The sequence below is a fragment of the Pseudomonas sp. RA_15y_Pfl1_P11 genome (genome assembly GCF_963970975.1).
GTDB classification, from domain to species: domain Bacteria; phylum Pseudomonadota; class Gammaproteobacteria; order Pseudomonadales; family Pseudomonadaceae; genus Aquipseudomonas; species Aquipseudomonas tritici.
In genome coordinates this window covers 1-26,898 of the sequence record NZ_CAXAOY010000016.1, presented here as the reverse complement: position 1 = coordinate 26,898, position 26,898 = coordinate 1, and the positions used below count along the sequence as shown (strand labels likewise).

Here is a 26,898-nt window from a genome sequence, read left to right as displayed (position 1 = left end):
TAGCACTGACAATAAAGATCATTGATAGGGTTTCCACCGATGAATACGTAGTGCCAATCAGATCACGAACAGGTCCACGAACCGATTCACGGGCATCGCCTCAAGCCGCGCCTGGTCCTTGCACAACGCAACAATCTCGCCACAGCGCTGTGCAGTAAACCACGTAGCCAGGTTGGCCTTGAACTTGTCTTCCAGCAAGGGAATGCCATCCACTCGGCGCCGGCGATGCCCAATCGGGTACTCAACCGCCACCTGCTCAGTGCTGCTGCCATCCGTGAAGAACACCTGAACGGCGTTGGCGATGGAGCGCTTGTCGGCCTCCAGGTATTCACGGCTGTAGCGCGGGTTTTCGACAATGACCATTTTTTCCCGCAACTGATCGATAATTGGATGCGCGGCGTGGAATTCATCTTCGTACTGCTCGGCCACCAGATTGCCGAAGGCCAGCGGCACCGCAGTCATGTATTGCAGGCAATGGTCACGGTCCGCTGCATTCGCCAGTTGGCCGACCTTGGAGATAATGCGAATCGCCGACTCATGGGTGGTAATAACGATACGCTCGATTTCATGCAGGCGATCTTTTACCAATGGATGCAAGGTCACCGCCGCTTCACAGGCCGTTTGCGCGTGGAACTCTGCCGGGAAGCTGATCTTGAACAGCACGTTCTCCATCACATAAGTGCCGTAGGGCTGGGACAGGCTGAACGCGCGGTTGTCCTCCGGCTTGAGCATCAGGTCCTTGTTGGTGTGGCTGAACAGCACGTCGTAGAACCCCCACTGCGGCGCGCTCAATACGCTGGGAATACCCATCTCGCCACGCAACGCGATATGCGCCAGCCGCACACCCCGACTCGACGCATCCCCTGCCGCCCAGGATTTGCGCGACCCGGCGTTCGGCGCATGCCGATAAGTGCGCAACGCCTGCCCATCGACAAACGCATGGGACAACGCCGCAAGCAACTGCTCCCGGTTGGCGCCCATCAGCTTGGCGGTGACGGCCGTGGAGGCGACTTTTACCAACAGCACATGGTCTAGGCCGACGCGGTTGAACGAGTTTTCCAGGGCAATCACGCCCTGGATTTCGTGGGCCATGATCATCGCTTCCAGCACGGTGCGAACTGTCAGCGGTGCGTCGCCATTGGCCACGCGCTTTTGCGACAGGTGATCGGCGACGGCGAGGATGCCGCCGAGGTTATCCGAAGGGTGACCCCATTCGGCGGCGAGCCAGGTGTCGTTGTAGTCGAGCCAACGCACGATGCAACCGATGTCCCACGCCGCCTTGACCGGGTCCAGCCGGAACGACGTCCCCGGCACCCGCGCGCCAAACGGCACCACCGTGCCCTCGACGATCGGCCCCAGGTGCTTGGTGCACTCGGGGAAGCGCAAGGCCAGCAGGCCGCAACCTAATGTGTCCATCAAGCAGTGGCGGGCGGTGTCCAATGCGTCCTGCGAGTCGATCCGGTAGTTGAGGACATAGTCGGCGATGTCCTGCAGGACCTGGTCGTAGTCGGGGCGGTTGTTCTGGTCGACGTTGGCGCTCATGGCAGTGCTCCAAAAAATGGTTGGGGGGTAGTCCTCGGGGTCACGGTTGATCGGGTTGCGGCCGGTCTGGTTACCTGCCTATATGCGTAATGCACTACTTACCCTGTGGGGTCTGTGTTGGGGGTTAGAACGCGTCGCCGGGCACGCGTACAAAGCCTTCCATCAGCACCCGTGCGCTGCGGCTCATGATGGCTTTCTTAACAATCCATTCGCCGTTCACTTGAGTGGCTTCGGCCCCGACACGCAAGGTGCCGGACGGATGCCCAAACCGCACGGCGTTACGCTCGATACCACCGGCTGCGAGGTTGACCAAGGTCCCGGAAATGGCCGCCGCGGTGCCAATCGCCACCGCCGCCGTGCCCATCATCGCGTGGTGCAGCTTGCCCATGGACAGCGCACGCACCAGCAAGTCCACATCGTCGGCCTTGATCGTCTTTGCGCTGGAGGCCACGTAATCCGCAGGCTTGGCCACAAACGCCAGCTTCGGCGTGTGCTGGCGCTGCGCGGCTTCGTCCAGGTGTTTGATCAGGCCCATGCGCAACGCGCCGTAGGCCCGCACGGTTTCGAACATGGCCAACGCTTTCGGATCGCTGTTGATTGCGCCTTGCAGTTCGGTACCGGTGTAGCCGAGGTCTTCAGCGTTGATGAAAATCGTCGGGATGCCGGCATTGATCAGCGTCGCCTTGAAGGTGCCGACACCGGGTACTTCCAGGTCATCCACCAGGTTGCCAGTGGGGAACATCGAGCCACCACCGCCCTCCTCTTCCGCCGCCGGGTCCATGAACTCCAACTGCACTTCGGCTGCCGGGAAGGTCACGCCATCCAGTTCGAAATCGCCGGTTTCCTGCACAGCGCCGTCGGTGATCGGCACGTGGGCGATGATGGTCTTGCCGATATTCGCCTGCCACACGCGCACCACGGCCACGCCGTTACGGGGCACGCGGGCGGGGTCAACCAAACCGGCGCTGATGGCGAAGGCGCCGACTGCCGCCGACAGGTTGCCGCAGTTGCCGCTCCAGTCGACGAAGGGTTTATCGATGGATACCTGGCCGAACAGGTAGTCCACGTCATGCTCAGCGCGGGTGCTTTTGGCCAGGATCACGGTTTTGCTGGTGCTCGACGTGGCACCGCCCATACCGTCGATCTGCTTGTCATAGGGATCGGGACTGCCGATCACCCGCAGCAACAGGGCATCCCGCGCAGCGCCCGGTACCTGCGCCGCTTCGGGCAGGTCCTGGAGGCTGAAAAATACACCCTTGCTGGTGCCGCCACGCATGTAGGTGGCGGGGATCTTGATTTGCGCTACGTGTGCCATGGTTACCCCTCAGGCGGTCGCCGCCGATTCCAGGAAGTCCTGGGCAAAACGCTGCAACACGCCGCCCGCCTCGTAGATCGACACTTCTTCGGCGGTGTCCAGGCGGCAGGTCACCGGCACTTCGACACGTTCGCCATTCTTGCGGTTGATCACCAATGCCAGCGTGGCACGCGGGGTGCGCGCGCCGACCACGTCGTAGGTCTCGCTGCCGTCGATCTTCAGCGTATGGCGATCCGTGCCCGGCAGGAACTCCAGCGGCAACACGCCCATGCCCACCAGGTTGGTGCGGTGGATACGCTCGAAGCCCTCGGCGGCAATCGCTTCCACACCGGCCAGTCGCACGCCCTTGGCCGCCCAGTCGCGGGACGAGCCCTGGCCGTAGTCGGCGCCGGCGATGATGATCAGCGGCTGCTTGCGCTCCATGTAGGTTTCGATGGCTTCCCACATCCGCGTGACCTGGCCTTCCGGCTCGATGCGCGCCAGAGATCCCTGCTTGACCTTGCCGTTTTCAACAACCATTTCGTTGAACAGTTTCGGGTTGGCAAAAGTCGCGCGCTGCGCAGTCAAGTGGTCGCCACGATGCGTCGCGTAAGAGTTGAAGTCGACTTCCGGCAAGCCCATTTTCGCCAGGTATTCGCCGGCGGCGCTGTCGAGCATGATTGCGTTGGACGGCGACAGGTGGTCAGTGGTGATGTTGTCCGGCAGCACCGCCAGCGGGCGCATGCCCTTGAGCGGCCGCGCGCCGGCCAGCGCGCCTTCCCAATACGGCGGACGGCGGATATAGGTGCTCTGCGGGCGCCAGTCATACAGCGGCGCGACTTTCGGGCCGGTGTCTTCGTGGATCGCGAACATCGGAATGTAGACCTTGCGGAACTGCTCCGGCTTGACCGAGGCCTTGACCACCGCGTCGATCTCTTCGTCGCTCGGCCAGATGTCCTGCAGGCGGATGTCCTTGCCGTTGGCGTCGAGGCCGAGCACGTCCTTCTCGATATCGAAACGGATAGTGCCGGCAATCGCGTAAGCCACCACCAGCGGCGGCGAGGCCAGGAACGCTTGCTTGGCGTACGGGTGAATACGCCCGTCGAAGTTGCGGTTGCCCGAGAGCACGGCGGTCGCGTACAAGTCGCGGTCGATGATTTCCTGCTGGATGACCGGGTCGAGTGCGCCGGACATACCGTTGCAGGTGGTGCAGGCGAAGGCCACGACACCAAAACCAAGCTGCTCCAATTCAGTGGTCAAGCCGGCTTCGTCGAGGTACATCGCCACGGTTTTCGAACCGGGAGCCAGGGAAGATTTGACCCAAGGTTTGCGCACCAGCCCCAGTTTGTTGGCGTTGCGCGCCAAGAGGCCTGCGGCGATGACGTTGCGCGGGTTGCTGGTGTTGGTGCAACTGGTGATGGCGGCGATGATTACCGCGCCGTCGGGCATTTGCCCCGGCACTTCTTCCCACTGGCCAGAGATACCTTTGGCCGCCAGGTCACAGGTAGCGACGCGAGCGTGCGGGTTGCTCGGGCCGGCCATGTTGCGCACAACGCTGGACAGATCGAAGGTGAGGCCACGCTCGTATTGCGCGCCTTTGAGGTCATCGGCCCACAGGCCAGTGTGGCGGGCATATTGCTCAACCAAGGTGACTTGTTCGTCTTCGCGGCCAGTAAGCTTGAGGTAAGCGATGGTCTGTTGATCGATGTAGAACATCGCCGCGGTGGCGCCGTATTCCGGTGCCATGTTGGAGATGGTTGCACGGTCGCCGAGGGTGAGGTTTGAAGCGCCCTCGCCGAAAAACTCCAGCCACGCGCCGACCACTTTTTGCTTACGCAGGAACTCGGTCAGCGCCAGCACCATATCGGTGGCGGTGATGCCGGGTTGCAGCTTGCCCGTCAGCTCCACGCCGACACTTTCCGGCAGGCGCATCCACGAGGCGCGACCGAGCATCACGCTTTCGGCTTCCAGACCACCGACGCCGATGGCGATCACACCCAGTGCGTCTACGTGCGGGGTGTGGCTGTCGGTGCCAACGCAGGTGTCGGGGAATGCAACACCGTCACGCACCTGAATCACCGGGGACATTTTCTCCAGGTTGATCTGGTGCATGATGCCGTTGCCTGGCGGGATCACGTCGACGTTCTTGAAGGCCTTCTTGGTCCACTCGATAAAGTGGAAACGGTCTTCGTTGCGACGGTCTTCGATGGCGCGGTTTTTCTCGAACGCGTCCGGGTCAAAACCGCCGGCTTCGACGGCCAGGGAATGGTCGACGATCAGTTGGGTCGGCACCACCGGATTGACCTGCGCCGGGTCACCGCCTTGCAGGGCGATGGCATCGCGCAAGCCGGCGAGGTCGACCAAGGCGGTCTGGCCGAGAATGTCGTGGCACACCACGCGCGCCGGGAACCACGGAAAGTCGAGGTCGCGCTTGCGTTCGATCAGTTGGCTCAGGGACGCGTTGAGGGTGGCCGGGTCGCAACGACGCACCAGGTTTTCTGCGAGGACGCGGGAGGTGTAGGGCAAGGTGGCGTAGGCGCCGGGGGTGATTGCCTCGACAGCCGCGCGGGCGTCGAAGAAATCCAGGCGGCTGCCGGGGAGTGGTTTGCGGAATTCAGTGTTCATCGTCAGGGCTCGGTCACGGTAGATACAAAAGGAAAAGACGACGCGGATTTGATGTGAAATGCGATCCAATGTAGGAGCGAGCAAGCCCGCTCCCACATTGGATTCGGTGACCACTTCAAGACGCCGGTCTCTTCATTCAGCGACGTTCGATTGGCACGAACTTGCGCTGCTCAACGCCGGTGTATTCGGCGCTTGGACGGATGATGCGGTTGTTGGCGCGCTGCTCGAAGACATGCGCGGCCCAGCCAGTCAGGCGCGAGCACACGAAGATCGGGGTGAACAGCTTGGTCGGGATGCCCATGAAGTGATACGCCGAGGCATGGTAGAAATCGGCGTTGGGAAACAGCTTCTTCTGTTCCCACATGGTTTTATCGATGGCTTCGGAGACCGGGAACAACACCTTGTCACCCACCTCGTCAGCAAGTTTTTTCGACCAGCCCTTGATCACTTCATTGCGCGGGTCGTTGTCTTTGTAGATCGCGTGGCCAAAGCCCATGATCTTGTCCTTGCGCGCCAGCATGCCGAGCGTGCCTTCGACAGCTTCTTCAGCCGAAGAGAATCGCTCGATCATCTCCATCGCCGCTTCGTTGGCGCCGCCATGCAGTGGACCGCGCAGGGAGCCGATGGCGGCGGTAACGCAGGAATAGAGATCGGACAGGGTCGACGCACACACGCGGGCGGTGAAGGTCGAAGCGTTGAATTCGTGCTCGGCGTAGAGAATCAGCGACACGTTCATGACTTTCTCGTGCAACTCGCTCGGTTTTTCGCCGTGCAACAGATGCAGGAAATGGCCGCCGATGGTCGGCTCGTCGGTCACGCAGTCGATACGCTTGCCGTCGTGGCTGAAGCGATACCAGTAGCACATGATCGCCGGGAAGGCCGCCAACAGACGATCGGTGACGTCGCGCTGCACGCTGAAGTCTTTCTCCGGCTCGATATTGCCAAGGAACGAGCAACCGGTGCGCATCACGTCCATCGGGTGGGCGTCGGCAGGAATGCGTTCCAGCACTTCCTTGAGCGCTTGGGGCAGGTCGCGCAGCTTGCCCAGCTTTTTGCGGTAGTCCGCCAGCTCGGCCTGGGTCGGCAGTTCGCCGTACAGCAGCAGGTAGGCGACTTCTTCAAACTGCGCATCGGCGGCCAGTTCACGCACGTCGTAGCCGCGATAGGTCAGGCCGGCGCCCGCTTGGCCGACGGTGGACAGTGCGGTCTGCCCGGCCACCTGGCCACGCAGGCCGGCGCCACTGAGTACTTTTGCTTCAGCCATGTTCTTTCTCCAATCTTGAATTTATTAGGGAGGCCATTCGTTACTTCTTGGCTGCGAACAGCGCGTCGAGCTTCTGCTCGAAGGTGTGGTAGTCGATGCGATCGTAAAGCTCCATGCGGGTTTGCATGGTGTCGATCACATTCTGTTGGGTGCCGTCGCGACGGATCGCGGTGTAGACGTTTTCGGCGGCCTTGTTCATGGCGCGGAACGCCGAGAGCGGGTACAGCACGATGGAAACATCAGCAGATTTCAACTGTTCGGTGGTGTACAGCGGTGTGGCGCCAAACTCGGTGATGTTGGCCAGGATCGGCGCTTTCACGCGGGAGGCAAACAGCTTGTACATCTCCAATTCGGTAATGGCCTCCGGAAACACCATGTCGGCGCCAGCTTCGATGCAGGCGGCGGCGCGTTCCAGGGCGGATTCCAAACCCTCGACGGCCAGGGCATCGGTGCGCGCCATGATCACGAAGCTGTCATCGGTGCGCGCATCCACGGCGGCCTTGATGCGGTCGACCATTTCCTGCTGCGACACAATTTCTTTGTTCGGGCGATGGCCGCAGCGCTTGGCGCCGACCTGGTCTTCGATATGGATGGCAGCCGCGCCAAACTTGATCATCGACTTGACGGTACGCGCCACGTTGAACGCCGAGGAGCCGAAACCGGTGTCCACGTCCACCAGCAGCGGCAGGTCGCACACATCCGTAATGCGGCGTACGTCGGTGAGTACGTCATCCAGGCCGGTGATGCCCAGGTCCGGCACGCCGAGGGAGCCGGCAGCCACCCCGCCACCCGACAGGTAGATCGCCTTGAAACCGGCGCGCTTGGCCAGCAGCGCGTGGTTGGCGTTGATCGCGCCGACCACCTGCAAGGGGTGCTCACTGGCGACGGCGTCACGGAAACGCTGGCCGGGGGTGCTTTTATTGTTAGAACTCATGACTCACCTCTATCAGTAGCACCGCCTGGGAAGTGACGGGCAATGTTGCGTTTGGACGCGCCGATGTGCCGGCGCATCAACAGTTCGGCCAATTCACCGTCGCGATCGGCAATCGCGTCAAGAATGCGGTGGTGCTCGGCAAAGGCCTGGCGTGGACGATTGGGGGTGGCGGAAAACTGGATTCGGTACATGCGCACCAGTTGGTACAGCTCGCCGCAGAGCATTTGGGTCAGGGTGCGGTTGCCAGCGCCTTGAATGATCCGGTAATGAAAGTCGAAGTCGCCTTCCTGCTGGTAATAACCGAGGCCGGCCTGGAACGCTTCATCGCGTTCGTGGGTGTGCAGCACTTGGCGCAGCTCTTCGATTTCAGCATCGGTCATGCGCTCGGCGGCCAGGCGACAGGCCATGCCTTCGAGAGATTCGCGGATTTCATAGAGTTCGATCAGCTCGGCATGGCTCAACGACACCACCCTCGCGCCGACGTGAGGCACACGCACCAGCAGGCGCTGGCCTTCCAAGCGATGGATCGCCTCACGCAACGGGCCACGGCTGATGCCGTAGGTGCGAGCCAGTTCCGGCTCGGAGATCTTGCTGCCCGGGGCGATCTCACCCTTGACGATGGCGGCCTGGATACGCCGGAAGACGTTCTCGGACATGGTCTGGGAATCGTCTTGCACCATCACTGGGGGTTCCAGCTGATCCAGCATATTGTCGACACCTTTAAAAACAATGCCTTAAAAACTAGCCAATCAGACCAATATAGTCAAAGAATAAAACTACATTGTCGACAATCGCCTAATAACTACCTCTGAACGCGTGCACGGCATGGCCGCCTGCCAGCGCTGGCGCCAAAACAGCATCATGTTAGAATGCTCGCCGTATTTGCCTGACATCGCTAGATGAAACGGCGCACGAGGGAGCTTGCGCAGTAATGCCAGTCGCCTTGAATCAAACATCGCACTGCACCGCCTCAGGATTTATGAGACTCAAGCCCTTACCCCTGTTCTGCCTATTGTTCATGCCAGGCCTTGGCGTCGCTGCCGAGAAGACCGTGTATGGCCTCAACGAATACGCCCAATTGGCCGGCATCAATCTGGAAGTCGCCGCCAAACTGGACACCGGTGCCAAGACCGCCTCCCTCAGCGCCCGCGACATCAAGCGCTTCAAGCGCAATGGCGAATCCTGGGTTCGCTTCTACCTGGCCATCGACACCGCCCATTCCCACCCCATCGAACGCCCCCTGGCCCGCGTCAGCAAGATCAAGCGCCGTGCCGGTGACTACGACCCCGATGAGGACAAAAACTACACCGCCCGTCCGGTGATTGCCCTAGACATCTGCATGGGCACTGCTTTACGCAGCATCGAAGTGAACTTGACTGACCGCAGCGCATTCCAATACCCGCTGCTGATTGGCTCCGAAGCGCTGAAACGCTTTGATGCGCTGGTCGACCCCAGTCTTAAATACGCAGCGGGCAAGCCCGCTTGCGCCGCCGACGCTCATACCGCCGAGTAAAACGAATGCGCTCTCTGACCCTGCACCTGAAATTCCTGATCGCCATCCTGGTGGTGTTGGGTATTTCGGTCACCACCTATCAGATCTTCGTGCTGGGGATCCCCGTTACCGAGGACGCCACCGACGACTTGTGGAACATCGACGCCAAGGTCGAGTTCGTCGCCAACCCGAAAGATCCCGTGAAAATCCAGATGTTCGTACCGCCCTTGAGCCGCGACTTCGTCAGCCTCAACGAGAGCTTCATCTCGAATAATTACGGCGTGAGCGTCAACCGCACCGACGGCAACCGCAAGGTCACCTGGTCGGCACGCCGCGCCAAGGGCAACCAGACCCTGTATTACCGCCTGGTCCTGACCAAGCGCTACAGCGGCGAAAAGGTCAAGGTCAAGGGCCCCACCTTCCGCGACAGCATCGCGGTGGAAGGCCCGGAGAAGATCGCCGCCGAAGCCCTGCTTGCGCCGATCCGCCAGCACTCGGCCGACGTCGAGACCTTTATTACTGAAGCCATCAAGCGCACCAACAACCTCAACGACGACAATGTGAAACTGCTGCTCGCGGGCGATCCGTCGACGCCGCACAAAGCCAAGATCGTCGAATTGCTGCTGTCCATTGCCCACGTGCCGGTGGAAAAAGTCCACACCATCCGCCTGGTCGCCGACCAGCCGCAAAGCCCGGAACTGTGGCTGCGCAGCTTCAACGGCAATGAATGGTTGTACTTCAACCCGGAGACCGGCGAACAAGGCCTGCCCGCCGACCGCTTGCAGTGGTGGACCGGCGATGAAAACCTGATCACCGTCGATGGCGGCAAGAAGGCCATGGTGACCTTCAGCCTGAACAACAGCGAAATGAACGCGATTCGCCTGGCCAAGCTGACCGACGAGAACACCGACGCCAACTTCCTCGAATACTCGCTGTACGGCCTGCCGCTGCAAACCCAGCAGACCTTCATGATCATGGTGATGATCCCGATCGGCGTGTTGGTGATTTTGATCCTGCGCAACCTGATCGGCCTGCAGACCCTGGGAACGTTCACCCCGGTGCTGATCGCCCTCGCGTTCCGCGAGACGCAGCTGGGCTTCGGGATTGTGCTGTTTACGATTATCACGGCGCTGGGTTTGTCGCTCAGATCGTACCTGGAGCACTTGAAGCTGCAGATGCTGCCGAGGTTGTCGGTGGTGTTGACCTTTGTGGTGGTGCTGATCGCGGCCATCAGCCTGTTCAGCCATAAACTGGGGCTGGAGCGTGGGCTGTCGGTGGCGCTGTTCCCGATGGTGATTTTGACCATGACCATCGAACGCCTGTCCATCACCTGGGAAGAACGCGGCGCCAACCATGCGTTGAAAGTGGCGATTGGTACGCTGTTCGCCGCATCCCTCGCGCACTTGATCATGAGCGTGCCGGAGCTGATCTACTTTGTGTTCACCTTCCCAGCCATCCTGCTGATTTTGGTGGGCTTCATGCTGGCCATGGGTCGGTATCGCGGCTACCGCTTGACCGAGCTGGTGCGATTCAAGGCCTTCTTGAAGGCAGATCAGTAATGTTCGGATTCTGGAAGACCTGGAAGGCGCTGGAAGCGCGGGGGATCATGGGCATCAACCGGCGTAACGCCGACTACGTGCTCAAGTACAACAAGCGCAGCCTGTACCCGATTGTGGATGACAAGATCATCACCAAGGAACGCGCGCTGGCGGCCGGCATCCATGTGCCGGAAATGTACGGGGTGATCTCCACCGAGAAGGAAATCGACAAGCTCAACGAGATCATCGGCGGGCGCAGCGACTTCGTGATCAAGCCGGCCCAGGGCGCCGGCGGCGACGGCATCCTGGTGGTGGCGGACCGCTTTGAAGGGCGCTATCGAACGGTGTCCGGCAAGATCATCAGCCATGAGGAGATCGAACATCAGATTTCCAGCATCCTCACCGGCCTGTACTCATTGGGCGGCCACCGTGATCGCGCGCTGATCGAATACCGCGTGGTGCCTGACCAGATCTTCAAGAGCATCAGCTATGAAGGTGTGCCGGACATTCGCATCATCGTATTGATGGGTTACCCGGTGATGGCCATGCTGCGCTTGCCGACCCGCCAGTCGGGCGGCAAGGCCAACCTGCACCAGGGCGCGATTGGCGTCGGCGTCGATCTCGCCACCGGCTTGACCCTGCGCGGCACCTGGCTGAACACCATCATCACCAAACACCCCGATACCACCAACGCGGTGGATGGCGTGCAACTGCCCAACTGGGACGGTTTCATGAAGCTCGCAGCCGGCTGCTATGAGCTGTGCGGGCTGGGTTACATCGGCGTGGACATGGTGCTGGACCAGGAGAAAGGCCCGCTGATCCTGGAACTGAATGCGCGGCCTGGGTTGAATATTCAGATTGCCAACGACTGCGGTTTAACCTTGCGTACGCATGCGGTGGAAGCGCGACTGGAAGAACTGAAAGCAGCCGGCGTGACGGAAACCCCGGAAGAGCGGGTGAAGTTCGTGCAGGAAATGTTTGGGCATATTGGGGCTTTCGCCAGCTAAAAGCTGCAAGCTATAAGCTTCAAGACACAGCCCTCGTGTTTGTTACACTTGCAGCTTGAAGCTCAAAACTTGCAACTGCCTTTAAGGCCCCTCATGTCAACCTGTTCCGTACACCCGCTGCCCTACCGGGCCAACCCCGCCGAGTATTTCGCGGTCATTCGCCACGCGCCTGGTGCCGTGCTGCTGGACAGCGGCCGGCCAGCGGCTGAACGCGGGCGGTATGACCTTCTCAGCGCTTGGCCGCAAGCGACGCTGACGGTATCGCCTGACGAAAGCGGTGGCGATTTCCTGCAACGGTTGCGGGAAAATCTCACGCAGCTGGGTGAGGCGGATTTGCCTGTCGGGTATGAGCTGCCATTTGCCGGAGGCCTGATCGGCTACCTGAGCTATGACTTTGGTCGGCACCTTGAGCAGATGCCACACCTTGCAACAGACGACCTGCACCTGCCGGATGCGCGCTTTGGGCTGTATGCCTGGGCGCTGATCAGCGATCACCACACGCAGACCAGCCAGTTGGTGTTTCATCCGGCACTGGCCGACAGCGAGCAGCAACGGTTGATTGCGCTATTCAGCACTGGCGCTATCGACGCGCCCGCATCCTTCAAACTTCAAGGCCCCATGGCCCCGGACCTCACCGCCGAGGCTTACCGCCAGGCCATCGCGCGCATCCAGGATTACATTCAGGCCGGCGACTGTTACCAGGTCAACTTTGCTCAACGCTTCCGTGCACCGTGCATTGGCGATCCATGGGTCGCCTACTGCGCATTGCGTAAAGCCTGCCCGACACCGTTCTCCGGGTTCCAAAGCCTGCCGGACGACGGCGCGGTACTGAGCCTGTCGCCAGAGCGCTTCGTGCACATCAGCAAGCGTCGCGTCGAAACCCGCCCCATCAAAGGTACCCGCCCCCGTGGCCTGACGCCCGAAGAAGACGCTGCCAACGCTGCCGAACTGCTGGCCAGCCCCAAGGACCGCGCCGAAAACCTGATGATCGTCGACCTGCTGCGCAACGACCTCGGCCGTACCTGCCGCACCGGCTCGGTGAGCGTGCCGGAGCTGTTCAGCCTGGAAAGCTACCCTAACGTCCACCATCTGGTGAGCAGCGTTATCGGCGAGTTGGCCGACGACAAAGACGCTCTCGACCTAATCGCGGGCAGCTTTCCCGGCGGCTCCATCACCGGCGCACCGAAGATCCGTGCGATGCAGATCATCGACGAGCTGGAGCCTACTCGACGCGGGCTGTACTGCGGTTCTTTGGTGTATCTGGATGTTAGGGGGGAAATGGACAGCTCCATCGCCATCCGTAGCTTGCTGGTCAAGGAGGGGCAGGTCTGCTGCTGGGGCGGCGGCGGGATTGTGGCGGACTCGCAATGGGAGGCGGAGTATCAGGAGTCGCTGACGAAGGTGCGGGTGTTGTTACACACTTTGGAAGGCTTGTAGCGTCAGCGCCCCCGAGTTCCAGGTGGGAATTTACTCTCCCACATTTGATCGGGTTCACATCATTCAAATGTGGGAGCTGGCTTGCCTGCGAAGAGGCCACCAGCCGCGCCGAAGGACTTACAGGCTCAACGGGCGATTCGACGCCTTGATGAACTCGTTCTTCAAATCCTCAAACGTATGCACCGCCGGGAACTGCGGGAACTCGCGGATCACATTCTCCGGCGCATGGAACAGAATCCCACGGTCGGCTTCGCCCAGCATGGTGGTGTCGTTGTAGGAATCGCCTGCGGCGATCACGCGGTAGTACAGGCTCTTGAAGGCCAATACCGACTGGCGCTTTGGGTCTTTCTGACGCAGTTGATAACTCACCACGCGGTCGGTTTCGTCGGTGATCAGGCGGTGGCAGAGCAGGGTGGGGAAACCCAGTTGGCGCATCAGCGGCTGGGAAAATTCGTAGAAGGTGTCTGACAGGATCACCACCTGAAAGCGCTCACGCAGCCAGTTGACGAACTCGATAGCGCCGTCCAGCGGCTTGAGGGTGGCGATCACTTCCTGGATGTCGGCGAGCTTGAGCCCGTGTTCATCGAGGATGCGCAGGCGTTGCTTCATCAGCACGTCGTAGTCGGGAATATCCCGGGTGGTGGCCCGCAGGGATTCAATACCGGTTTTTTCGGCGAAGGCGATCCAGATTTCCGGAACCAGTACCCCTTCCAGGTCAAGACAGGCAATTTCCACAAGACACTCCCATTTAGATGTTGTTGATTGAGCGGGCAAAAGGACTGCCGAACTCTAGCGACTCACGCTCGCCGCCGCAACGCAGGGCGGATTTTGATACCATCACTCCCCTATAGAGCGCTCAGCGCCACTGACCTGTAGGAAACCGTCCTGATGAACCAAGCCTTCGACGTCGTTGAACTCGCCGCGACTTACGCCAACAAGTCTGCGCAGGACATTCTCAAGCTGGCGTTCAGCCAGTTCGGTGATGATCTGTGGATTTCCTTCAGCGGCGCCGAGGACGTGGTGCTGGTAGACATGGCCTGGAAGCTGAACAAGAACGTCAAAGTGTTCAGCCTCGACACCGGCCGCCTGCACCCGCAGACCTACCGGTTTATCGAGCAGGTGCGCGACTTCTACAAGATAGACATCGAGTTGATCTCACCAGACCAGCGCGAGCTGGAGCCCTTCGTCAAAGAGAAGGGCCTGTTCAGCTTTTACAAGGACGGCCATGGCGAATGCTGCGGCGTGCGCAAGATCGAGCCGCTGCGCCGCAAGCTTTCCGGCGTAAATGCCTGGGCCACCGGCCAGCGCCGCGACCAGAGCCCGGGTACACGGAGCCAGGTGGCTGCACTGGAAATCGACACGGCGTTCTCTACGCCTGAGCGCACTTTGTACAAGTTCAACCCGCTGGCGCAGATGACCAGTGAGGAAGTCTGGGGTTACATCCGCATGCTGGAGCTGCCGTATAACAGCTTGCATGAGCGTGGTTTCATCAGCATTGGTTGCGAACCTTGCACGCGTCCGGTGTTGCCGAACCAGCATGAACGCGAGGGGCGTTGGTGGTGGGAAGAGGCTACACAGAAGGAATGTGGGTTGCATGCGGGGAACATCATCAGTAAGGCCTAAGTCCTTAGCGCCCACATTTGTTTTGTGTTGACCTCTAGAATGTACACATAGATGTAACCATAGGTGCCATTTATGTGTGCAATCCTCCTCAATCCGCACCATAACGTAACACCTCTACTCGCCCTCTGTTTTCCGTCGTGATCTATCCCTCTCCCATAGAAAAATAAATAGCTGTTCAAACGGTCAATTTATATCGCTTTCAATTCAGCGAGTTATTTATAAAATCTACGAAAAGGAAATTATCCGTCGTTTTCATAGATCGAAAACTGGCACGCATGTGGCTTAAGGTGAAATACGCTTTGTATACAATAAATACAAAACCTACATACACTTTGCCATCTGCGGCCCGGCTGCTGATGTGCCGGAGCCTGCCGGAATGCGTACTAGCCTCTCGAATGACATCGCACTGGATCTGCCCTCCCCCCTGAACCCCGAGGCGACACCTCCGGGCCCGCTGGTACTCAGCCCGCGCCTACATAACAGGGACCTGGCGCCCACCAAGGTCGAAGGCCGGCGTTGGGGGCGCTACAGCATCTTTGCGTTATGGACCAACGACGTACACAACATCGCCAACTACTCGTTCGCCATTGGCTTGTATGCATTGGGCCTGGGCGGCTGGCAGATCTTGTTGTCCCTCGGCATCGGTGCGGCGCTGGTGTACTTCTTCATGAACTTGTCGGGCTATATGGGGCAGAAGACCGGCGTACCGTTTCCGGTGATCAGCCGCATCAGTTTCGGCATTCATGGCGCACAGATTCCGGCGTTGATCCGCGCGGTGATTGCGATTGCCTGGTTCGGTATCCAGACCTACCTGGCCTCGGTGGTTTTCCGCGTATTGCTGACAGCCATTCATCCAGGCTTCGCCGACTACGACCACAACTCCATCCTCGGTCTGTCATCCCTCGGCTGGGCCTGTTTTGTGGCGATCTGGCTGGTGCAACTGGTGATCCTGGCCTACGGCATGGAAATGGTGCGCCGCTATGAAGGCTTCGCCGGGCCGGTGATTCTGCTGACGGTAGCCTCGTTGGCCGGTTGGATGTACTTCCAGGTCGGCGGCAATATAGCCTGGTCGATCCGTGAACCGCTGAGTGGTGGCGAGATGTGGCGCAATATCTTTGCCGGCGGCGCGCTGTGGCTGTCGATCTACGGCACGTTGATTCTCAACTTCTGCGACTTCGCCCGCTCTTCGCCGTGCCGCAAGACCATTCAGGTCGGCAACTTCTGGGGCCTGCCGGTGAATATTCTGGTGTTCGCTGCGATCACGGTACTGCTGTGCGGCGGGCAGTTCCAGCTCAATGGCCGGGTGATCGAAAGCCCGACCGAGATCATCGCAGCCATCCCTGATACCGTGTTTCTGGTACTGGGTTGCCTGGCGTTCCTGATCGTCACCGTGGCGGTGAACATCATGGCCAACTTTGTCGCGCCGGCCTTTGTGCTGAGCAACCTGGCGCCCAAGTACCTGAACTTCCGTCGCGCCGGGTTGATCAGCGCGACCGTGGCCGTATTGATCCTGCCGTGGAACCTCTACAACAGCCCGCTAGTGATCGTGTATTTCCTGTCTGGCCTGGGCGCACTGCTGGGGCCGTTGTACGGGGTGATCATGGTCGATTACTGGTTGATCCGTAAAACCCAGGTGGACGTGCCACAGTTGTATAGCGAAGACCCCCGTGGTGTTTATTACTACAGCCGCGGGGTCAATTTACGTGCAGTGGCGGCGTTTGTTCCTGCGGCAGTGATCGCCATTCTCCTGGCCCTGCTGCCCGGTTTCGCCAGCGTCTCACCGTTTTCCTGGATGTTTGGCGCCGGTATTGCAGCGCTGCTGTATGGGCTGATCGCCAAGCGCCAGCCGTTCTACGCCGATGTCAGCGGCGAAAGCATTGCAGTCGATAACGTCAGTCACTAATCAAGGACATTCCATGCGTATCCTCGTGGTCAACGTCAACACCACCGAATCCATCACTGAAACCATCGTCCAGCAGGCACGGGCCGTGGCCGCGCCGGGCACCGAGATTGTCGGGCTCACGCCCTACTTCGGCGCGGAGTCGGTAGAGGGCAATTTTGAAAGCTACCTGGCGGCCCTCGCGGTGATGGACCGGGTGATGGCCTACGACCAGCCGTTCGACGCGGTGATCCAGGCCGGCTACGGCGAACACGGTCGCGAAGGCTTGCAAGAATTGCTCAACGTGCCGGTGGTGGACATCACCGAAGCCGCCGCCAGCACCGCGATGTTCCTGGGCCATGCGTACTCAGTGGTGACCACCCTGGACCGCACTGTGCCGCTGATCGAAGACCGCCTGAAACTCGCCGGCCTGTACCAGCGTTGCGCCTCGGTGCGGGCCAGTGGCATGGCGGTGCTGGAGCTGGAAGAAGACCCGTTGGCGGCGATGGAGGCTATCGTGCGTCAGGCCGAACTGGCCATCCGCGAGGACAAAGCTGAGGTGATCTGCCTGGGGTGTGGTGGCATGGCCGGGCTGGATGAGCAGATTCGCCAGCGCACCGGGGTGCCGGTGGTGGATGGCGTGACGGCGGCGGTGACCATTGCTGAGTCCTTGGTACGGTTGCGGTTGTCGACGTCGAAGATCAGGACGTATGCGACGCCGCGGCCGAAGAAAATCATTGGCTGGCCGGGCCAGTTCGGCCGGTAGACCGAGGTGTGGTCATCCTTGGCTTGACCAAAGGGTTGGCGCGGGATCTGGGGCCTCGCGGGATTACCATCAATAACGTGCAGCCTGGGCCGGTAGATACTGATATGAACCCGGCGAACAGTGATTTTGCCGAGAGTTTAATTGGGTTGATGGCGGTGGCGGTGTATCAGCCAATTTATCCAGCGACTGATACTCCGCTATCGCAGGCAAGCCAGCTCCCACATTTTTTTGACCGCGTTTTGGTCAGGAGAGCGGCGGCAGGCCGTAGGCGGCCAGGTCGAAATCCGCGAGTTTGCGGATGATCTGGTCGGCGTGGTGGTATTTGCTGTCGGCCATTGCTTCATCCGGCACGGCGATGGCGGTCATGTGGGCAGCCTTCGCGGCGGTCACGCCGAAGGGCGAATCTTCGAACACCAGGCAATCCTCGGGCGCAACGCCCAGGCGGCGCGCGGCGGTGAGGAAAATGTCCGGCGCAGGTTTGGCGGCGCCGACTTCCGGGTCGTCAGCGGTGACGATGGTGTCGAACAGGGCAAACCATTCGCGGTGCAACGTGGTCTTGTGACCAAACGAATTGCGCGACGAACTGGTGCCCACAGCAATCGGAATATTGTGCGCTTTCAGGTGCCGCACCAATGCTTCGGCGCCGGGCATGCCCAACGCCTTGGGGAAGCGCTCGCTCATCAGCGGTTCACGGATTTCGAGAAACTCGGCCGGTGTGATCGGCAAATCCAGCGCCTTGACCACGTAGTCGGCCAAATCCTGAGCGCCACGCCCGATGATGTGCTGCTTAATGCTCCAGTCATAGGTACGGTCGTAGCGTTCGGCGATGATCTGCGTGACTTCGGTGTAGATGCCTTCAGTGTCCAGCAACAACCCGTCCATGTCGAAAATCACGGCCTTGATCGGACCGACTGCGGTATGCGGTGCATTCATCACTACAGAACCCTGGAGGAAGGACTAAAAGGATTCAGCACAATACCGGCCCGCGCGGCTTGCAAGCAACCTGTGCAGTTGCCAAGCAACAATCACATACAGCAACAGCTCTGATCGCCTGACTTCAGCGGGACAAGCTAACGTTGGGAGGCACCGGGTGTAAGGTATTCCCGAAAAAACCTCAAAACACTTATTAAATCCTTATAAAAATATAAGATTTATATAAGGCTAAACAGGAAAAAATGGTTAATACATCTCCCCACATACAGATCATCAACGATACCAAAGGCGAGCCTGCGTTTGTGGTCATCCCATACTGGCAGTACTTTTCACAGCTGGGACGGGACCACCTTATCCCGCATCAAGTCGTCGGCCTGATTGTCGATGGCTTTACTCCCATCCGCGCCTGGCGCGAGCACCTGAATCCAACGCAAAAAGAAGCAGCCAACCGCCTGGGCATCTCCCAATCGGCATTTGCTCAGCAAGAAACGGTGAACAAGCCTCGTAAGATCACACGAGAGAAGATAGCCAAAGCGTTCGGCATCCATCCGAACCCGTTGAAGCTTTAGGATCTATGGCAAGTCATCATCCACACCCCTTCCTTTCACGCCTGCGACGTTGCAGTCTCACGCGACCATTGCAGTCGAGGTGTTTCACCTGCCTTGCCCATTGACCCGTTGGGAAAACCTGTTTCGTCATCTCGCCGGGCAGGACGTCTATGGCGGTGGGTTCATCGAGCATTACATCCTCACACTCATCTACCCCGCCGGGCTGACCCCACAGATCCAATGGGGCTTAGGCGCGCTGGTGCTGATGATTAATATCGCGGTGTATGCGCGGTTGATCCGGCGTTACGTACAGGCTTGAGACAGCTTCGCTGGTGAAGAATCAGACGCCCTCATTCCCTTCACAGACGCCGCCATGTCCGAAGCCTTCGAAGTCCCCAGCCCCCACGAAAAACACGTCGAACACACCACCGAACATGCCCACGGCCGCGGGGACAATTTCGCCAGTCGTATCGCCGTGATGACCGCCCTCATGGCCACCCTCGGCGCCATGCTCAGCTACCAGGCCGGCTCCACGGAAAGCGAAGCGGCGATGGACAAAAACAACGCCGCCATTTTCAAGACCGAAGCCGCCAACCAGTGGAATTACTACCAGGCCAAATCCAGCCGACAAAACCTCGCGGAACTCGCCACGCACATTCCAGGTGTGGACGCGGTGCATTACAAGGAAGAGATCGAGCGCTACAAGGGCCAGAAGGAAGACGTGCGCAAGCAGGCCGAAAAGCTTGAAGCCACGTCAACGCAGTGGGATGAGAAGTCGGAGCAGCCGCTGCACCAGCATCATCGCTGGGCCCAGGCGATGACCGCGATTCAGATCGCGATTTCGTTGGCGGCGATTACGTTGCTGACGAGGAAGGAGTGGTTGAAGCGTGTGTCCTACGCGGCAGCGGGTGTGGCCGTGCTGTTGGGTAGCTTGGCATGGCTGCATATCTGACACGGCGCAGGCTAAATGTGGGAGCTGGCTTGCCTGCGATGACGGACCATCACTCAACATCATCGTTGACTGTCACACCGTAATCGCAGTCTGGCCAACTACCAGATCTACTGACTTGCGCTGAACTGAATCAGGCCCGATTCGCCGCTCTGCTGTGGTGGAAGTACAAGTAAGCCAGCCCAACTGGCGCAATGAAAATAGCCATGCTCCAGCAGATCGCCATGGTGAACACCTTGACGGTCAGCATCAGAATCGCATTCACGAAGAACACGTTGTTGCCAAAGATGTAATCCATGATGCTTTCGTAAACGAAGCGTGCGTAGGGGTAAAGCACGCTGTTGACCACGCAATAAAACAGAGCACCCATTGTGAACACTCCGGTTTTCGAGTGGGTAAGCGCGGTATAGATCAGCACGGGAAAAATCAGCCCGAACAGAAAATTGCGAATGTAGTACTGGGCAGAAAGCCCGCCGAATGTCTTGCGAAGCACCGGATGCATTTAGATCCCTCTGAATGGCGTGTTGGAAAGGCGGCGACCTTAGCAAGTCCTGGAATTCATGACCAGCATTTGTAATGCCCTTTGCCATCACACCGCGATAGCGTAAAACCTCAAACAAATCCGTCCCGTTTATCCATCTATCTACAAGGAAGTACTCGTGCGGGCGCCGGGGGGAAACCATTGTTATCGACAACGTACTGCTGATGGGTGCGGCTGGAAACCTTCCGGGCTGACGTCTTCGGAGTGGCCCTGGTTGCTGGGTGCCATTGGGTTGGTTGCTGGACTGGTTAACTGCAGCCTCGCGCTCTATCTGGTTCTCCTGACTGTTTTTCCGATTACATGCAGGTATCGGAACATGAAATCTTCAGGCAATTGATTTCAATATGTTGCCCGAGCAACTAGAGTAGCGCCCCCTCGAGAATTGGATCTCGATATTTAGTCCATGGAGTTACACAGTGAAGTACGTCAGTAAAGCAGTTGCCGCAGCCGTTCTTGGTCTCGCCCTCGCAGGTTGCACCGGCACCGCTATCAAATCCCCGCAATACGACAGCAGCCAATACACTGTGCTGGGTCACAGCGAAGCCAGCGCCACTGGCATCATGCTGTTCGGCGTCATCCCAATCGGCCAGAACAGCCGTTTCGTTCGCGCCCAGGATGCTGCCATCAAGGCAAAAGGCGGCGATGCGCTGATCAACACTCAGATCCAGGAAAAATGGTTTTGGGCGTGGGTGCTGAGCGGTTACACCACCAAGATTTCGGGTGATGTGGTCAAGTTGAAAGCTGCGAAATAAAGCAGTACGCATAAAAAAACACCGGGCATTGCCCGGTGTTTTGGTTTTTTGAATGTGGATTTAATGAATCACGTCCCCCATCACTCGTTTCAGACTCGAGCGGGTGACACGATGATTTTCACATTGTGCTCCTTGTTGTTGACCAGTTCCTCGAAGCCCTGACCCACGATCTGTTCCAACTGAATGCGCCCAGTCACCAGCGGTGTGATGTCCAGCCGTCCATCCGCGATAAAAGCGATCACGTCAGCGAACTCGCCGTTGTAGGCCAGTGCACCCAGTACCTGCTTTTCCGTGGCCACCAACTCGAAAAAGTTGAACTCGCTGGGCTCCTCGAAAATCCCCACCAGTACGCACTTGCCGGCCTTGCGGATCAAATCGATCGCGAGCTTGGCCGTGTGTTTGTTACCGATGCATTCGAAACTGACATCCGCCCCGAGCCCACCCGTCAGGCGTCGTACCTCAGCCATAACGTCGCATTGATTGGGATCGAGCACATGCGTCGCCCCCACTTCCAGGGCCTTGGCCTTGCGGGATCCGGACATTTCCAGAGCGATCACCTGAGCCGCACCGGCCGCTTTGGCGCACATGATGGTGCACAGGCCAATGGTGCCGGCACCGACCACCACCACGTGTTGCCCGAGTAGGCTTCCGGCTTTTTTCACCGCGTGCATGCCCACTGCCAGCGGCTCGATCAGTGCCCCCGCTTCGGCCGGAAAGTTCGCCGGCAACTTGTACAGCAGGTTGGCTGGCACATTGACCAGTTCGGCGAAGGCACCATTGTTCATCAACCCAGTGAACGCCAGATTCTCGCAAATGTTGTACAGCCCGTGGGTGCAGTAGTAGCACGTGCCGCAATGTTGGCACGCATCGGCCGCCACCGGTTCGCCGACACTGAAGCCCTGCACACCGTCACCGAGTTCGACGATCTCGCCACAAAACTCATGACCGAGAATGCATTGGCCCTTAATCCCGGTCAGCGGGTGCGGAGCGTCAACCGGTATGAACACCGGCCCCGCCACGTACTCATGCAAATCGGACCCGCAAATTCCGCACCATTGCACACGGATCTGCACCCAACCAGCAGGCGGCGAAATCGGCAGCGGAACATCCTCGACACGAATATCATTGCGGCCGTGCCAGACAGCGGCACGCATGCTGCGTTGCGGTTTGATCGAAAGGGTCATCGCGACATCTCCTTGAGACGGTTGATCCTGGCGCCCCGCAACCGTCCGCCGGCAGAGGCCTCAGTGCTATTGCACAGCGGCCAGAACCAGTCGATTGAGCGAGACATCGGGCACTTCTTTTTATTATTGGTTGACCAGTCGGGCTGGGTACTGGAGGCAGAGCAAGGCCGGTGCCAGATCCGCAAAAACACCTGGGCAACCCTTTTTTAGAGCGGCGGGATGGGTACTCAAGAATGGCGAGGATCGAGTTCAGGTGAGACGCTGCAGGTCAGACCACATTAGGTAGACACGAGACGGTGAGACGTTGCGTCTCAGCGCTAGGCGCGAGCAATGAAGCAAGTAGGGATCAATGAAGACGGCCATACCAGCAGCCTGTGTTCCCATGGATATTCCCATATGGGCCTTTTTTGACCTTCTGAAAACACAAAACCCCTGAAAACTTTTACGTTTTCAGGGGTTTTGTCGTTTCAAATTTGGCGGTGAAGGAGAGATTCGAAACTACCCGTTTGCGATTTTCGAAGCATACCCCCCCGGTTTATAAGGGCTGCAGCCCGGCGGCGTTTTCAATCTCAGTCCCATGCCAGTCCCACGGGATTTACGTACAGAACTGGAGCACGACTGCTGGGCAGGCATTCTGGCGTTTTATGTTGACCCATGGGAAAAAGGTAATTTTGGTAATACGGCGAGGAAATGCCAGTAGAAGCCTTTAAAACCGGGATGGTGATAGGTTTTTGTGAGGGTAATAATTAGGTAAGTACGAGGTTAGAAAATTACCTTTCCTATGAGTAATCCCTGATAGCCCTCAAACCCAGTAAAATGGGGCACTTCAGAAAATATTACCCTAACCCTTACCTAAAATTACCCTTTGAGGTAATGATTGAAACCCAAGCACCATAAGGGCTGCAGCCCACTTCTATACCTCGCTTACCAAAATTACCTTTTTCCCAGCCCACGTTTGAAAAATGGCCGAGCGCCATACCTTTTTGGCAATTTCCTCTCCCTCTTAACCGGCGCTGACACCCGCCAATTTCTTGGTGGCGTTGTGCAATGGTGCAAAACGCCGGAAAGCCTTACTGGCTGGGCCTTTCAGCTATTTTACGGTCAGGCTGGGTGATGACTAAAACCCAAGTAATGCCAACAGTTCCAAAAACGAAAATTGCATCTATTGGCGATTTTCACAGCCGCAGGCCCCGTGAACCGGCCATCTCGCTCCCCTGATCAATTCGCGCGCGCGCCACAACGCTGTGCAAGTCCACTGCACTTCTTTTCAAAACCTTGCACTCCGTGCAATCACGACAACACCCACATGGCCCGCAGCCGGCCTGGGCGGAGCTATTGTTTGCACCCGTACCCGCCTTTGCACAAAAAAGCGACGCAAAGCCCGTTGGCGGGAGGGGGATAAGTGCTTTTTTGAGCGATTTTTTCTTTGCTGGATGATTTTCGGCTTTGGCTTTACCACTATCGCCCAGCTTCTCATCGGACAGATGTAGCCATGCGACGGCGATCGATATACTGTTTATTTATACAGCGATCGACGACGTTTTTTGGGAGGTATGATGATCGAGGGGAATGTGGAGACGCCGCCTGAGAAGGCGATCGCACTAAAACAATGGAAAGCGTTGCTACACGACGAGCCCGCATTACTCAAAGCACCTGGTGCTCATCACAAGGCCCTTTTGTCCTTGGCCCATGCGCTGTACAAAATAGGGGAAATCGACTCCGATGATCTCAGCGACTTACTAGAGCAGGCGGACGGCGCGTTAGCTTATGCAATCGAATCACTTCTCGACATTGATCAAGACGAATAGGTGAGCAAATGCATATGCTGGTTAGCCCAATGCGGTCACGTGGTGTCCCAATGGATGCCAAAGCGCGGCGCCGCTACCCCGCCATCAGAGGCAATGTCCTGATTAGTTCCACGATCTGCAAATAGCTTGGGCAGAGCCTCAAACATCGCCCGAGTGGAAGTGGGGATGCCACGCGACCCGGATCCCTTGCCGCCACTGCTAGATGCTACTCTCGCAGGTATGGCTGTGACCGGTTTCGTTCTGAGTGGTATCGAGTACATTGATGGTTGCGCTAATGCACAATCTTGATAGTGTCGCTTAGAATAGACACTCCAATTTAAGAATAATAAGGATAGGCAAGGAATGTCTAAAACAAAAGTTAGAAGCGAATGCACAAGATGTCAAAGAACTACAAACCAAGAGGTTCAAGGCTCGCATTTTTTTGAGGGCAACCCCGAGGACTACCATTACACTGAGATCCACGAAATAATAAAGTGTTGCGGGTGTGATTTCGTTTCATTCAGAACAGTAATTAAAGATATTGAGGCCGCATACTTTATAGACGAGGAACAAGAGTGGGTCGTACCTACAGACACTTTTATTTACCCCAAAGCCAGCATAGCGAAATTAGATGGAGATAAGCTTCCTGATATAGTGGGCTCTATTTACTCTGAAGTGTGTACCGCTTTCGAGGCTGGCTCATTAACACTGGCAGGCATAGGGCTACGGGCAACGATTGAAGCCATCTGCAATGATCTAAAAGTAACAGGCAGAGATTTAAACTCAAGAATCAACAGTCTTGCGAGCAAGGGCTTTATATCAAAAAAAGATTCAGTCAGACTTCACTCAATCCGATTTATGGGGAATGATGCAGCCCATGAAATAATAACGCCAAGCAAAAAATCATTGCAAGCAGCACTTGTTATTATTGAACACTTAATCACAACAGTCTATCTACTCGATAAAGATTCAAAAAAGCACCTACAGCATCTAATTGAAGAATACATGGACTTTGAGAAATTACTACTATCAAAACTAAATGATTACAAAGCTGGGGATGAATATCCGCTAGCTAAATATCTAGGTAAAGATATGAGGCTGATCGCAGGAAACTTAAAAAAAATCACATCAGAACTAAACAGAAAAATCGGGAAAAAGGAATTCACAGCCTTGTCGTTTGGCAAAGATGACAAATTTATGGGATCGGAGGAAACCCTCCTTCACTATGTCGTAACGTAATTAACCTTTGCTGCGTCCCATGAAAAACCTACCACCTACCACGCGGTTGGCTAGAGAACAAATGCATGCACTATGAAAAGAAGTGGCTTTATAAAACATCAAAGCAAAAGATGCTGGCAAATGCAGCACTGGCCATAGTCGCATTAACTGTAATACTTTTACTGTTGTACATTCATGCCCCCCATGATTTTTGGTGGCCCATGAAATTCATTGACATCATAAATGTCATTGCCCAGTTAGCAACAGCAGCTGCTTTTTTTCTAGCCATCTACCAATACAAGAAAAACAGCGACTCGGAAAGACAAAAAGTTTTAATAGATGAGGCGAGAACTCTCATCACAAAAATGAAAACAATTTCTGAGTCCTTCTCAGGAATCGAAGGGCCGTCTCGAAAGCAGGCAATGTCATTCATGAATGACATGACGAGCCACGCCGGAAATTTCAATGCGATCTTTGCGTCATTAAACGAGGGAATCCACAAAGCCATTATCAGGATGCATTGGCAAGACATGTATTTCAAGGAGCTTCACAACGCAATCCAATACTTTAACGCTACAATTGATATCACCAAATTTAAAGTTCACCAAACAGAGTACTTAAAAGCCCTTTCAAAATTCAGCTCTTTGAAAAACAACAATGGGCCCGCCCCTATTTTCTCCAACTACATAATGCTGCAATACATGATTAACATTAGTTTCATCAGAGAAAAAACTCAAATAGACAACGACGACCACTTAACATTATATCTTTTTGAGAAAACCTTCCTTGATAACGATACCCTCAAAGACCATCTATTTGGGTGTCTGAATCATATTGATATACGAGTACGCGCACCTCTAATTGCCGTTATAAATGAGCTGTATTCGATACAACCTCAAACACGCGACTCACAGGCATACAAAACCTTTTATCCTATTCCAGCTTAGTTACAACGTAATGAGTTTTAGCTTATTTGACAGAAAATTTGCTTGAGTAGCTTTAGCCGTGAATGCCGCCGCATCGGCCGGGCTTGGTGCTGGCCCAGGTACGTGCGTGTGTGCTGCCAGTTGGGTGTTCATCTGCTGCAGCAGATCGAGCATGTCGCACACCACCTGAAACAAGTTTACGCCTTCAGACCCGATCCAGTTTTTCGGCGCCTGCAGACGCTGACTGACGCCAGCCACGCTTTTACGAAGGCCTTCGATCCGCTCATGCATGTCGCCACCCACCGTGGCGTTGTGCTTCTGGCCCACAACTACGTTCAGGTCCCGCCCAGTCGCCTGGTGCAGATCATTCACCGCCGCTAGGCTCGCAGATCCACCGGACAGCAACTTGAGCGCGCCCAGCGCCTCAATCTTCTTGATCCGTATCCGCTCCACGAACCCCACATTTCAAGCAGATAGCTGACGTCTGATCCTGTGCTCCCGATTTCCCTCAGGAGCCCACCACCATGATGCGTCGTAACTGATCCATAAACCCCACCTATTCAAAAAAAGGTGAACCGTTCAGGATGCGACATTCCGTTATTTCTTGTGCTTGATATCCACCACCGTTCCTGCCCGTACGTCTTTGATCGGCGAGAGCA

Annotated in this window: 23 protein-coding genes and 3 pseudogenes; 15 read left to right on the top strand and 11 right to left on the bottom strand. The window is 57.3% G+C overall.

What is annotated here, in order from left to right:
* Window positions 1–57: 57 nt before the first annotated feature.
* The 6 genes from prpD to AACY44_RS19505 all read right to left on the bottom strand — a co-directional run bounded on the left by prpD (window position 58) and on the right by AACY44_RS19505 (window position 8,366).
* Complete coding sequence (gene prpD / locus AACY44_RS19530) at window positions 58–1,542, bottom strand: 2-methylcitrate dehydratase (RefSeq protein WP_339530901.1); 1,485 nt, start codon at window positions 1,540–1,542, stop codon at window positions 58–60.
* Between the two features lie 124 nt (window positions 1,543–1,666).
* Complete coding sequence (prpF, locus tag AACY44_RS19525) at window positions 1,667–2,857, bottom strand: 2-methylaconitate cis-trans isomerase PrpF (protein WP_339418831.1); 1,191 nt, start codon at window positions 2,855–2,857, stop codon at window positions 1,667–1,669.
* A gap of 9 nt (window positions 2,858–2,866) precedes the next feature.
* Window positions 2,867–5,461, bottom strand: a complete 2,595-nt coding sequence (gene acnD, locus AACY44_RS19520; RefSeq protein ID WP_339530899.1) for a Fe/S-dependent 2-methylisocitrate dehydratase AcnD — start codon at window positions 5,459–5,461, stop codon at window positions 2,867–2,869.
* Window positions 5,462–5,597: 136 nt separating this feature from the next.
* The gene (gene prpC, locus AACY44_RS19515; protein ID WP_339427930.1) at window positions 5,598–6,725 is read right to left on the bottom strand and encodes a bifunctional 2-methylcitrate synthase/citrate synthase; all 1,128 of its coding nucleotides are present in this window, start codon (window positions 6,723–6,725) and stop codon (window positions 5,598–5,600) included.
* Between the two features lie 40 nt (window positions 6,726–6,765).
* Window positions 6,766–7,659: a methylisocitrate lyase gene (gene prpB, locus AACY44_RS19510; protein ID WP_025854214.1), complete on the bottom strand. Its 894-nt coding sequence runs from the start codon at window positions 7,657–7,659 to the stop codon at window positions 6,766–6,768.
* Complete coding sequence (locus AACY44_RS19505; protein WP_370468044.1) at window positions 7,656–8,366, bottom strand: GntR family transcriptional regulator; 711 nt, start codon at window positions 8,364–8,366, stop codon at window positions 7,656–7,658. Before AACY44_RS19505 ends, prpB begins: the two co-directional genes overlap by 4 nt.
* A gap of 272 nt (window positions 8,367–8,638) precedes the next feature.
* Between AACY44_RS19505 and rloA the strand changes: the two genes are divergently transcribed.
* From rloA to pabB, 4 genes are all read left to right on the top strand, one after another.
* Entirely contained in the window at window positions 8,639–9,172 is a 534-nt protein-coding gene (gene rloA, locus AACY44_RS19500; RefSeq protein ID WP_339418834.1) for a retropepsin-like aspartic peptidase RloA, read from the top strand.
* A gap of 5 nt (window positions 9,173–9,177) precedes the next feature.
* Window positions 9,178–10,710 carry an osmotic stress tolerance membrane protein RloB gene (rloB, locus tag AACY44_RS19495; protein ID WP_339418836.1) on the top strand — a complete coding sequence of 511 codons (1,533 nt, stop codon included), beginning with the start codon at window positions 9,178–9,180 and terminating at the stop codon, window positions 10,708–10,710.
* Window positions 10,710–11,696: an alpha-L-glutamate ligase-like protein gene (locus tag AACY44_RS19490; RefSeq protein WP_339418837.1), complete on the top strand. Its 987-nt coding sequence runs from the start codon at window positions 10,710–10,712 to the stop codon at window positions 11,694–11,696. The genes rloB and AACY44_RS19490 overlap by 1 nt, the downstream gene beginning before the upstream one ends.
* Window positions 11,697–11,789: 93 nt before the next feature.
* Complete coding sequence (pabB, locus tag AACY44_RS19485) at window positions 11,790–13,133, top strand: aminodeoxychorismate synthase component I (protein WP_339418839.1); 1,344 nt, start codon at window positions 11,790–11,792, stop codon at window positions 13,131–13,133.
* A gap of 117 nt (window positions 13,134–13,250) precedes the next feature.
* On the opposite strand, the gene thrH is transcribed toward pabB, so the two are convergent.
* The gene (thrH, locus tag AACY44_RS19480) at window positions 13,251–13,868 is read right to left on the bottom strand and encodes a bifunctional phosphoserine phosphatase/homoserine phosphotransferase ThrH (protein WP_339436457.1); all 618 of its coding nucleotides are present in this window, start codon (window positions 13,866–13,868) and stop codon (window positions 13,251–13,253) included.
* Between the two features lie 153 nt (window positions 13,869–14,021).
* On the opposite strand from thrH, the gene AACY44_RS19475 reads away from it, so the two are divergent.
* The 4 genes and pseudogenes from AACY44_RS19475 to AACY44_RS19460 all read left to right on the top strand — a co-directional run.
* A complete protein-coding gene (locus tag AACY44_RS19475) occupies window positions 14,022–14,756 on the top strand; it encodes a phosphoadenylyl-sulfate reductase (protein WP_339418842.1) in 735 nt (244 codons plus the stop codon).
* A gap of 376 nt (window positions 14,757–15,132) precedes the next feature.
* Window positions 15,133–16,659, top strand: a complete 1,527-nt coding sequence (locus tag AACY44_RS19470; RefSeq protein WP_339418844.1) for an NCS1 family nucleobase:cation symporter-1 — start codon at window positions 15,133–15,135, stop codon at window positions 16,657–16,659.
* A gap of 13 nt (window positions 16,660–16,672) precedes the next feature.
* Window positions 16,673–17,401 carry an aspartate/glutamate racemase family protein gene (locus AACY44_RS19465; RefSeq protein WP_339530896.1) on the top strand — a complete coding sequence of 243 codons (729 nt, stop codon included), beginning with the start codon at window positions 16,673–16,675 and terminating at the stop codon, window positions 17,399–17,401.
* 14 nt (window positions 17,402–17,415) lie between these two features.
* Window positions 17,416–17,568 (top strand): annotated as a pseudogene (locus AACY44_RS19460) (SDR family oxidoreductase); the annotation flags it as partial.
* A gap of 76 nt (window positions 17,569–17,644) precedes the next feature.
* On the opposite strand, the gene AACY44_RS19455 reads toward AACY44_RS19460, so the two are convergent.
* Window positions 17,645–18,334, bottom strand: a complete 690-nt coding sequence (locus AACY44_RS19455) for an HAD-IA family hydrolase (RefSeq protein WP_339418847.1) — start codon at window positions 18,332–18,334, stop codon at window positions 17,645–17,647.
* Window positions 18,335–18,576: 242 nt separating this feature from the next.
* On the opposite strand from AACY44_RS19455, the gene AACY44_RS19450 reads away from it, so the two are divergent.
* From AACY44_RS19450 to AACY44_RS19440, 3 genes and pseudogenes are all read left to right on the top strand, one after another.
* Window positions 18,577–18,903: a helix-turn-helix domain-containing protein gene (locus AACY44_RS19450; RefSeq protein ID WP_339418849.1), complete on the top strand. Its 327-nt coding sequence runs from the start codon at window positions 18,577–18,579 to the stop codon at window positions 18,901–18,903.
* A gap of 67 nt (window positions 18,904–18,970) precedes the next feature.
* Window positions 18,971–19,201: pseudogene (locus AACY44_RS19445) on the top strand (DUF2784 domain-containing protein); the annotation flags it as partial.
* Window positions 19,202–19,255: 54 nt separating this feature from the next.
* Window positions 19,256–19,834, top strand: a complete 579-nt coding sequence (locus AACY44_RS19440; RefSeq protein WP_339418851.1) for a DUF4337 domain-containing protein — start codon at window positions 19,256–19,258, stop codon at window positions 19,832–19,834.
* A 130-nt stretch (window positions 19,835–19,964) separates the two neighbouring features.
* Here the strand turns inward: AACY44_RS19440 and AACY44_RS19435 are convergent, their stop codons facing one another.
* Window positions 19,965–20,333 carry a hypothetical protein gene (locus AACY44_RS19435; RefSeq protein ID WP_339418852.1) on the bottom strand — a complete coding sequence of 123 codons (369 nt, stop codon included), beginning with the start codon at window positions 20,331–20,333 and terminating at the stop codon, window positions 19,965–19,967.
* Between the two features lie 455 nt (window positions 20,334–20,788).
* Between AACY44_RS19435 and AACY44_RS19430 the strand changes: the two genes are divergently transcribed.
* Complete coding sequence (locus AACY44_RS19430) at window positions 20,789–21,124, top strand: hypothetical protein (RefSeq protein ID WP_339418854.1); 336 nt, start codon at window positions 20,789–20,791, stop codon at window positions 21,122–21,124.
* 89 nt (window positions 21,125–21,213) lie between these two features.
* Here AACY44_RS19430 and AACY44_RS19425 read toward each other — a convergent pair whose 3' ends face one another.
* Complete coding sequence (locus tag AACY44_RS19425; RefSeq protein ID WP_339468286.1) at window positions 21,214–22,278, bottom strand: 2,3-butanediol dehydrogenase; 1,065 nt, start codon at window positions 22,276–22,278, stop codon at window positions 21,214–21,216.
* 1,586 nt (window positions 22,279–23,864) lie between these two features.
* On the opposite strand from AACY44_RS19425, the gene AACY44_RS19420 reads away from it, so the two are divergent.
* The 3 genes from AACY44_RS19420 (at window position 23,865) to AACY44_RS19410 (ending at window position 26,260) form a co-directional block, all read left to right on the top strand.
* Window positions 23,865–24,116, top strand: coding sequence for a hypothetical protein (locus AACY44_RS19420; protein WP_339530894.1), 252 nt, complete (start codon window positions 23,865–23,867; stop codon window positions 24,114–24,116).
* 342 nt (window positions 24,117–24,458) lie between these two features.
* Complete coding sequence (locus AACY44_RS19415) at window positions 24,459–25,334, top strand: DUF4145 domain-containing protein (RefSeq protein ID WP_339530892.1); 876 nt, start codon at window positions 24,459–24,461, stop codon at window positions 25,332–25,334.
* A gap of 65 nt (window positions 25,335–25,399) precedes the next feature.
* Window positions 25,400–26,260, top strand: coding sequence for a hypothetical protein (locus AACY44_RS19410; protein ID WP_339530891.1), 861 nt, complete (start codon window positions 25,400–25,402; stop codon window positions 26,258–26,260).
* Here the strand turns inward: AACY44_RS19410 and AACY44_RS19405 are convergent.
* Window positions 26,261–26,677 (bottom strand): annotated as a pseudogene (locus tag AACY44_RS19405) (hypothetical protein); the annotation flags it as partial.
* Between the last annotated feature and the right edge of the window lie 221 nt (window positions 26,678–26,898).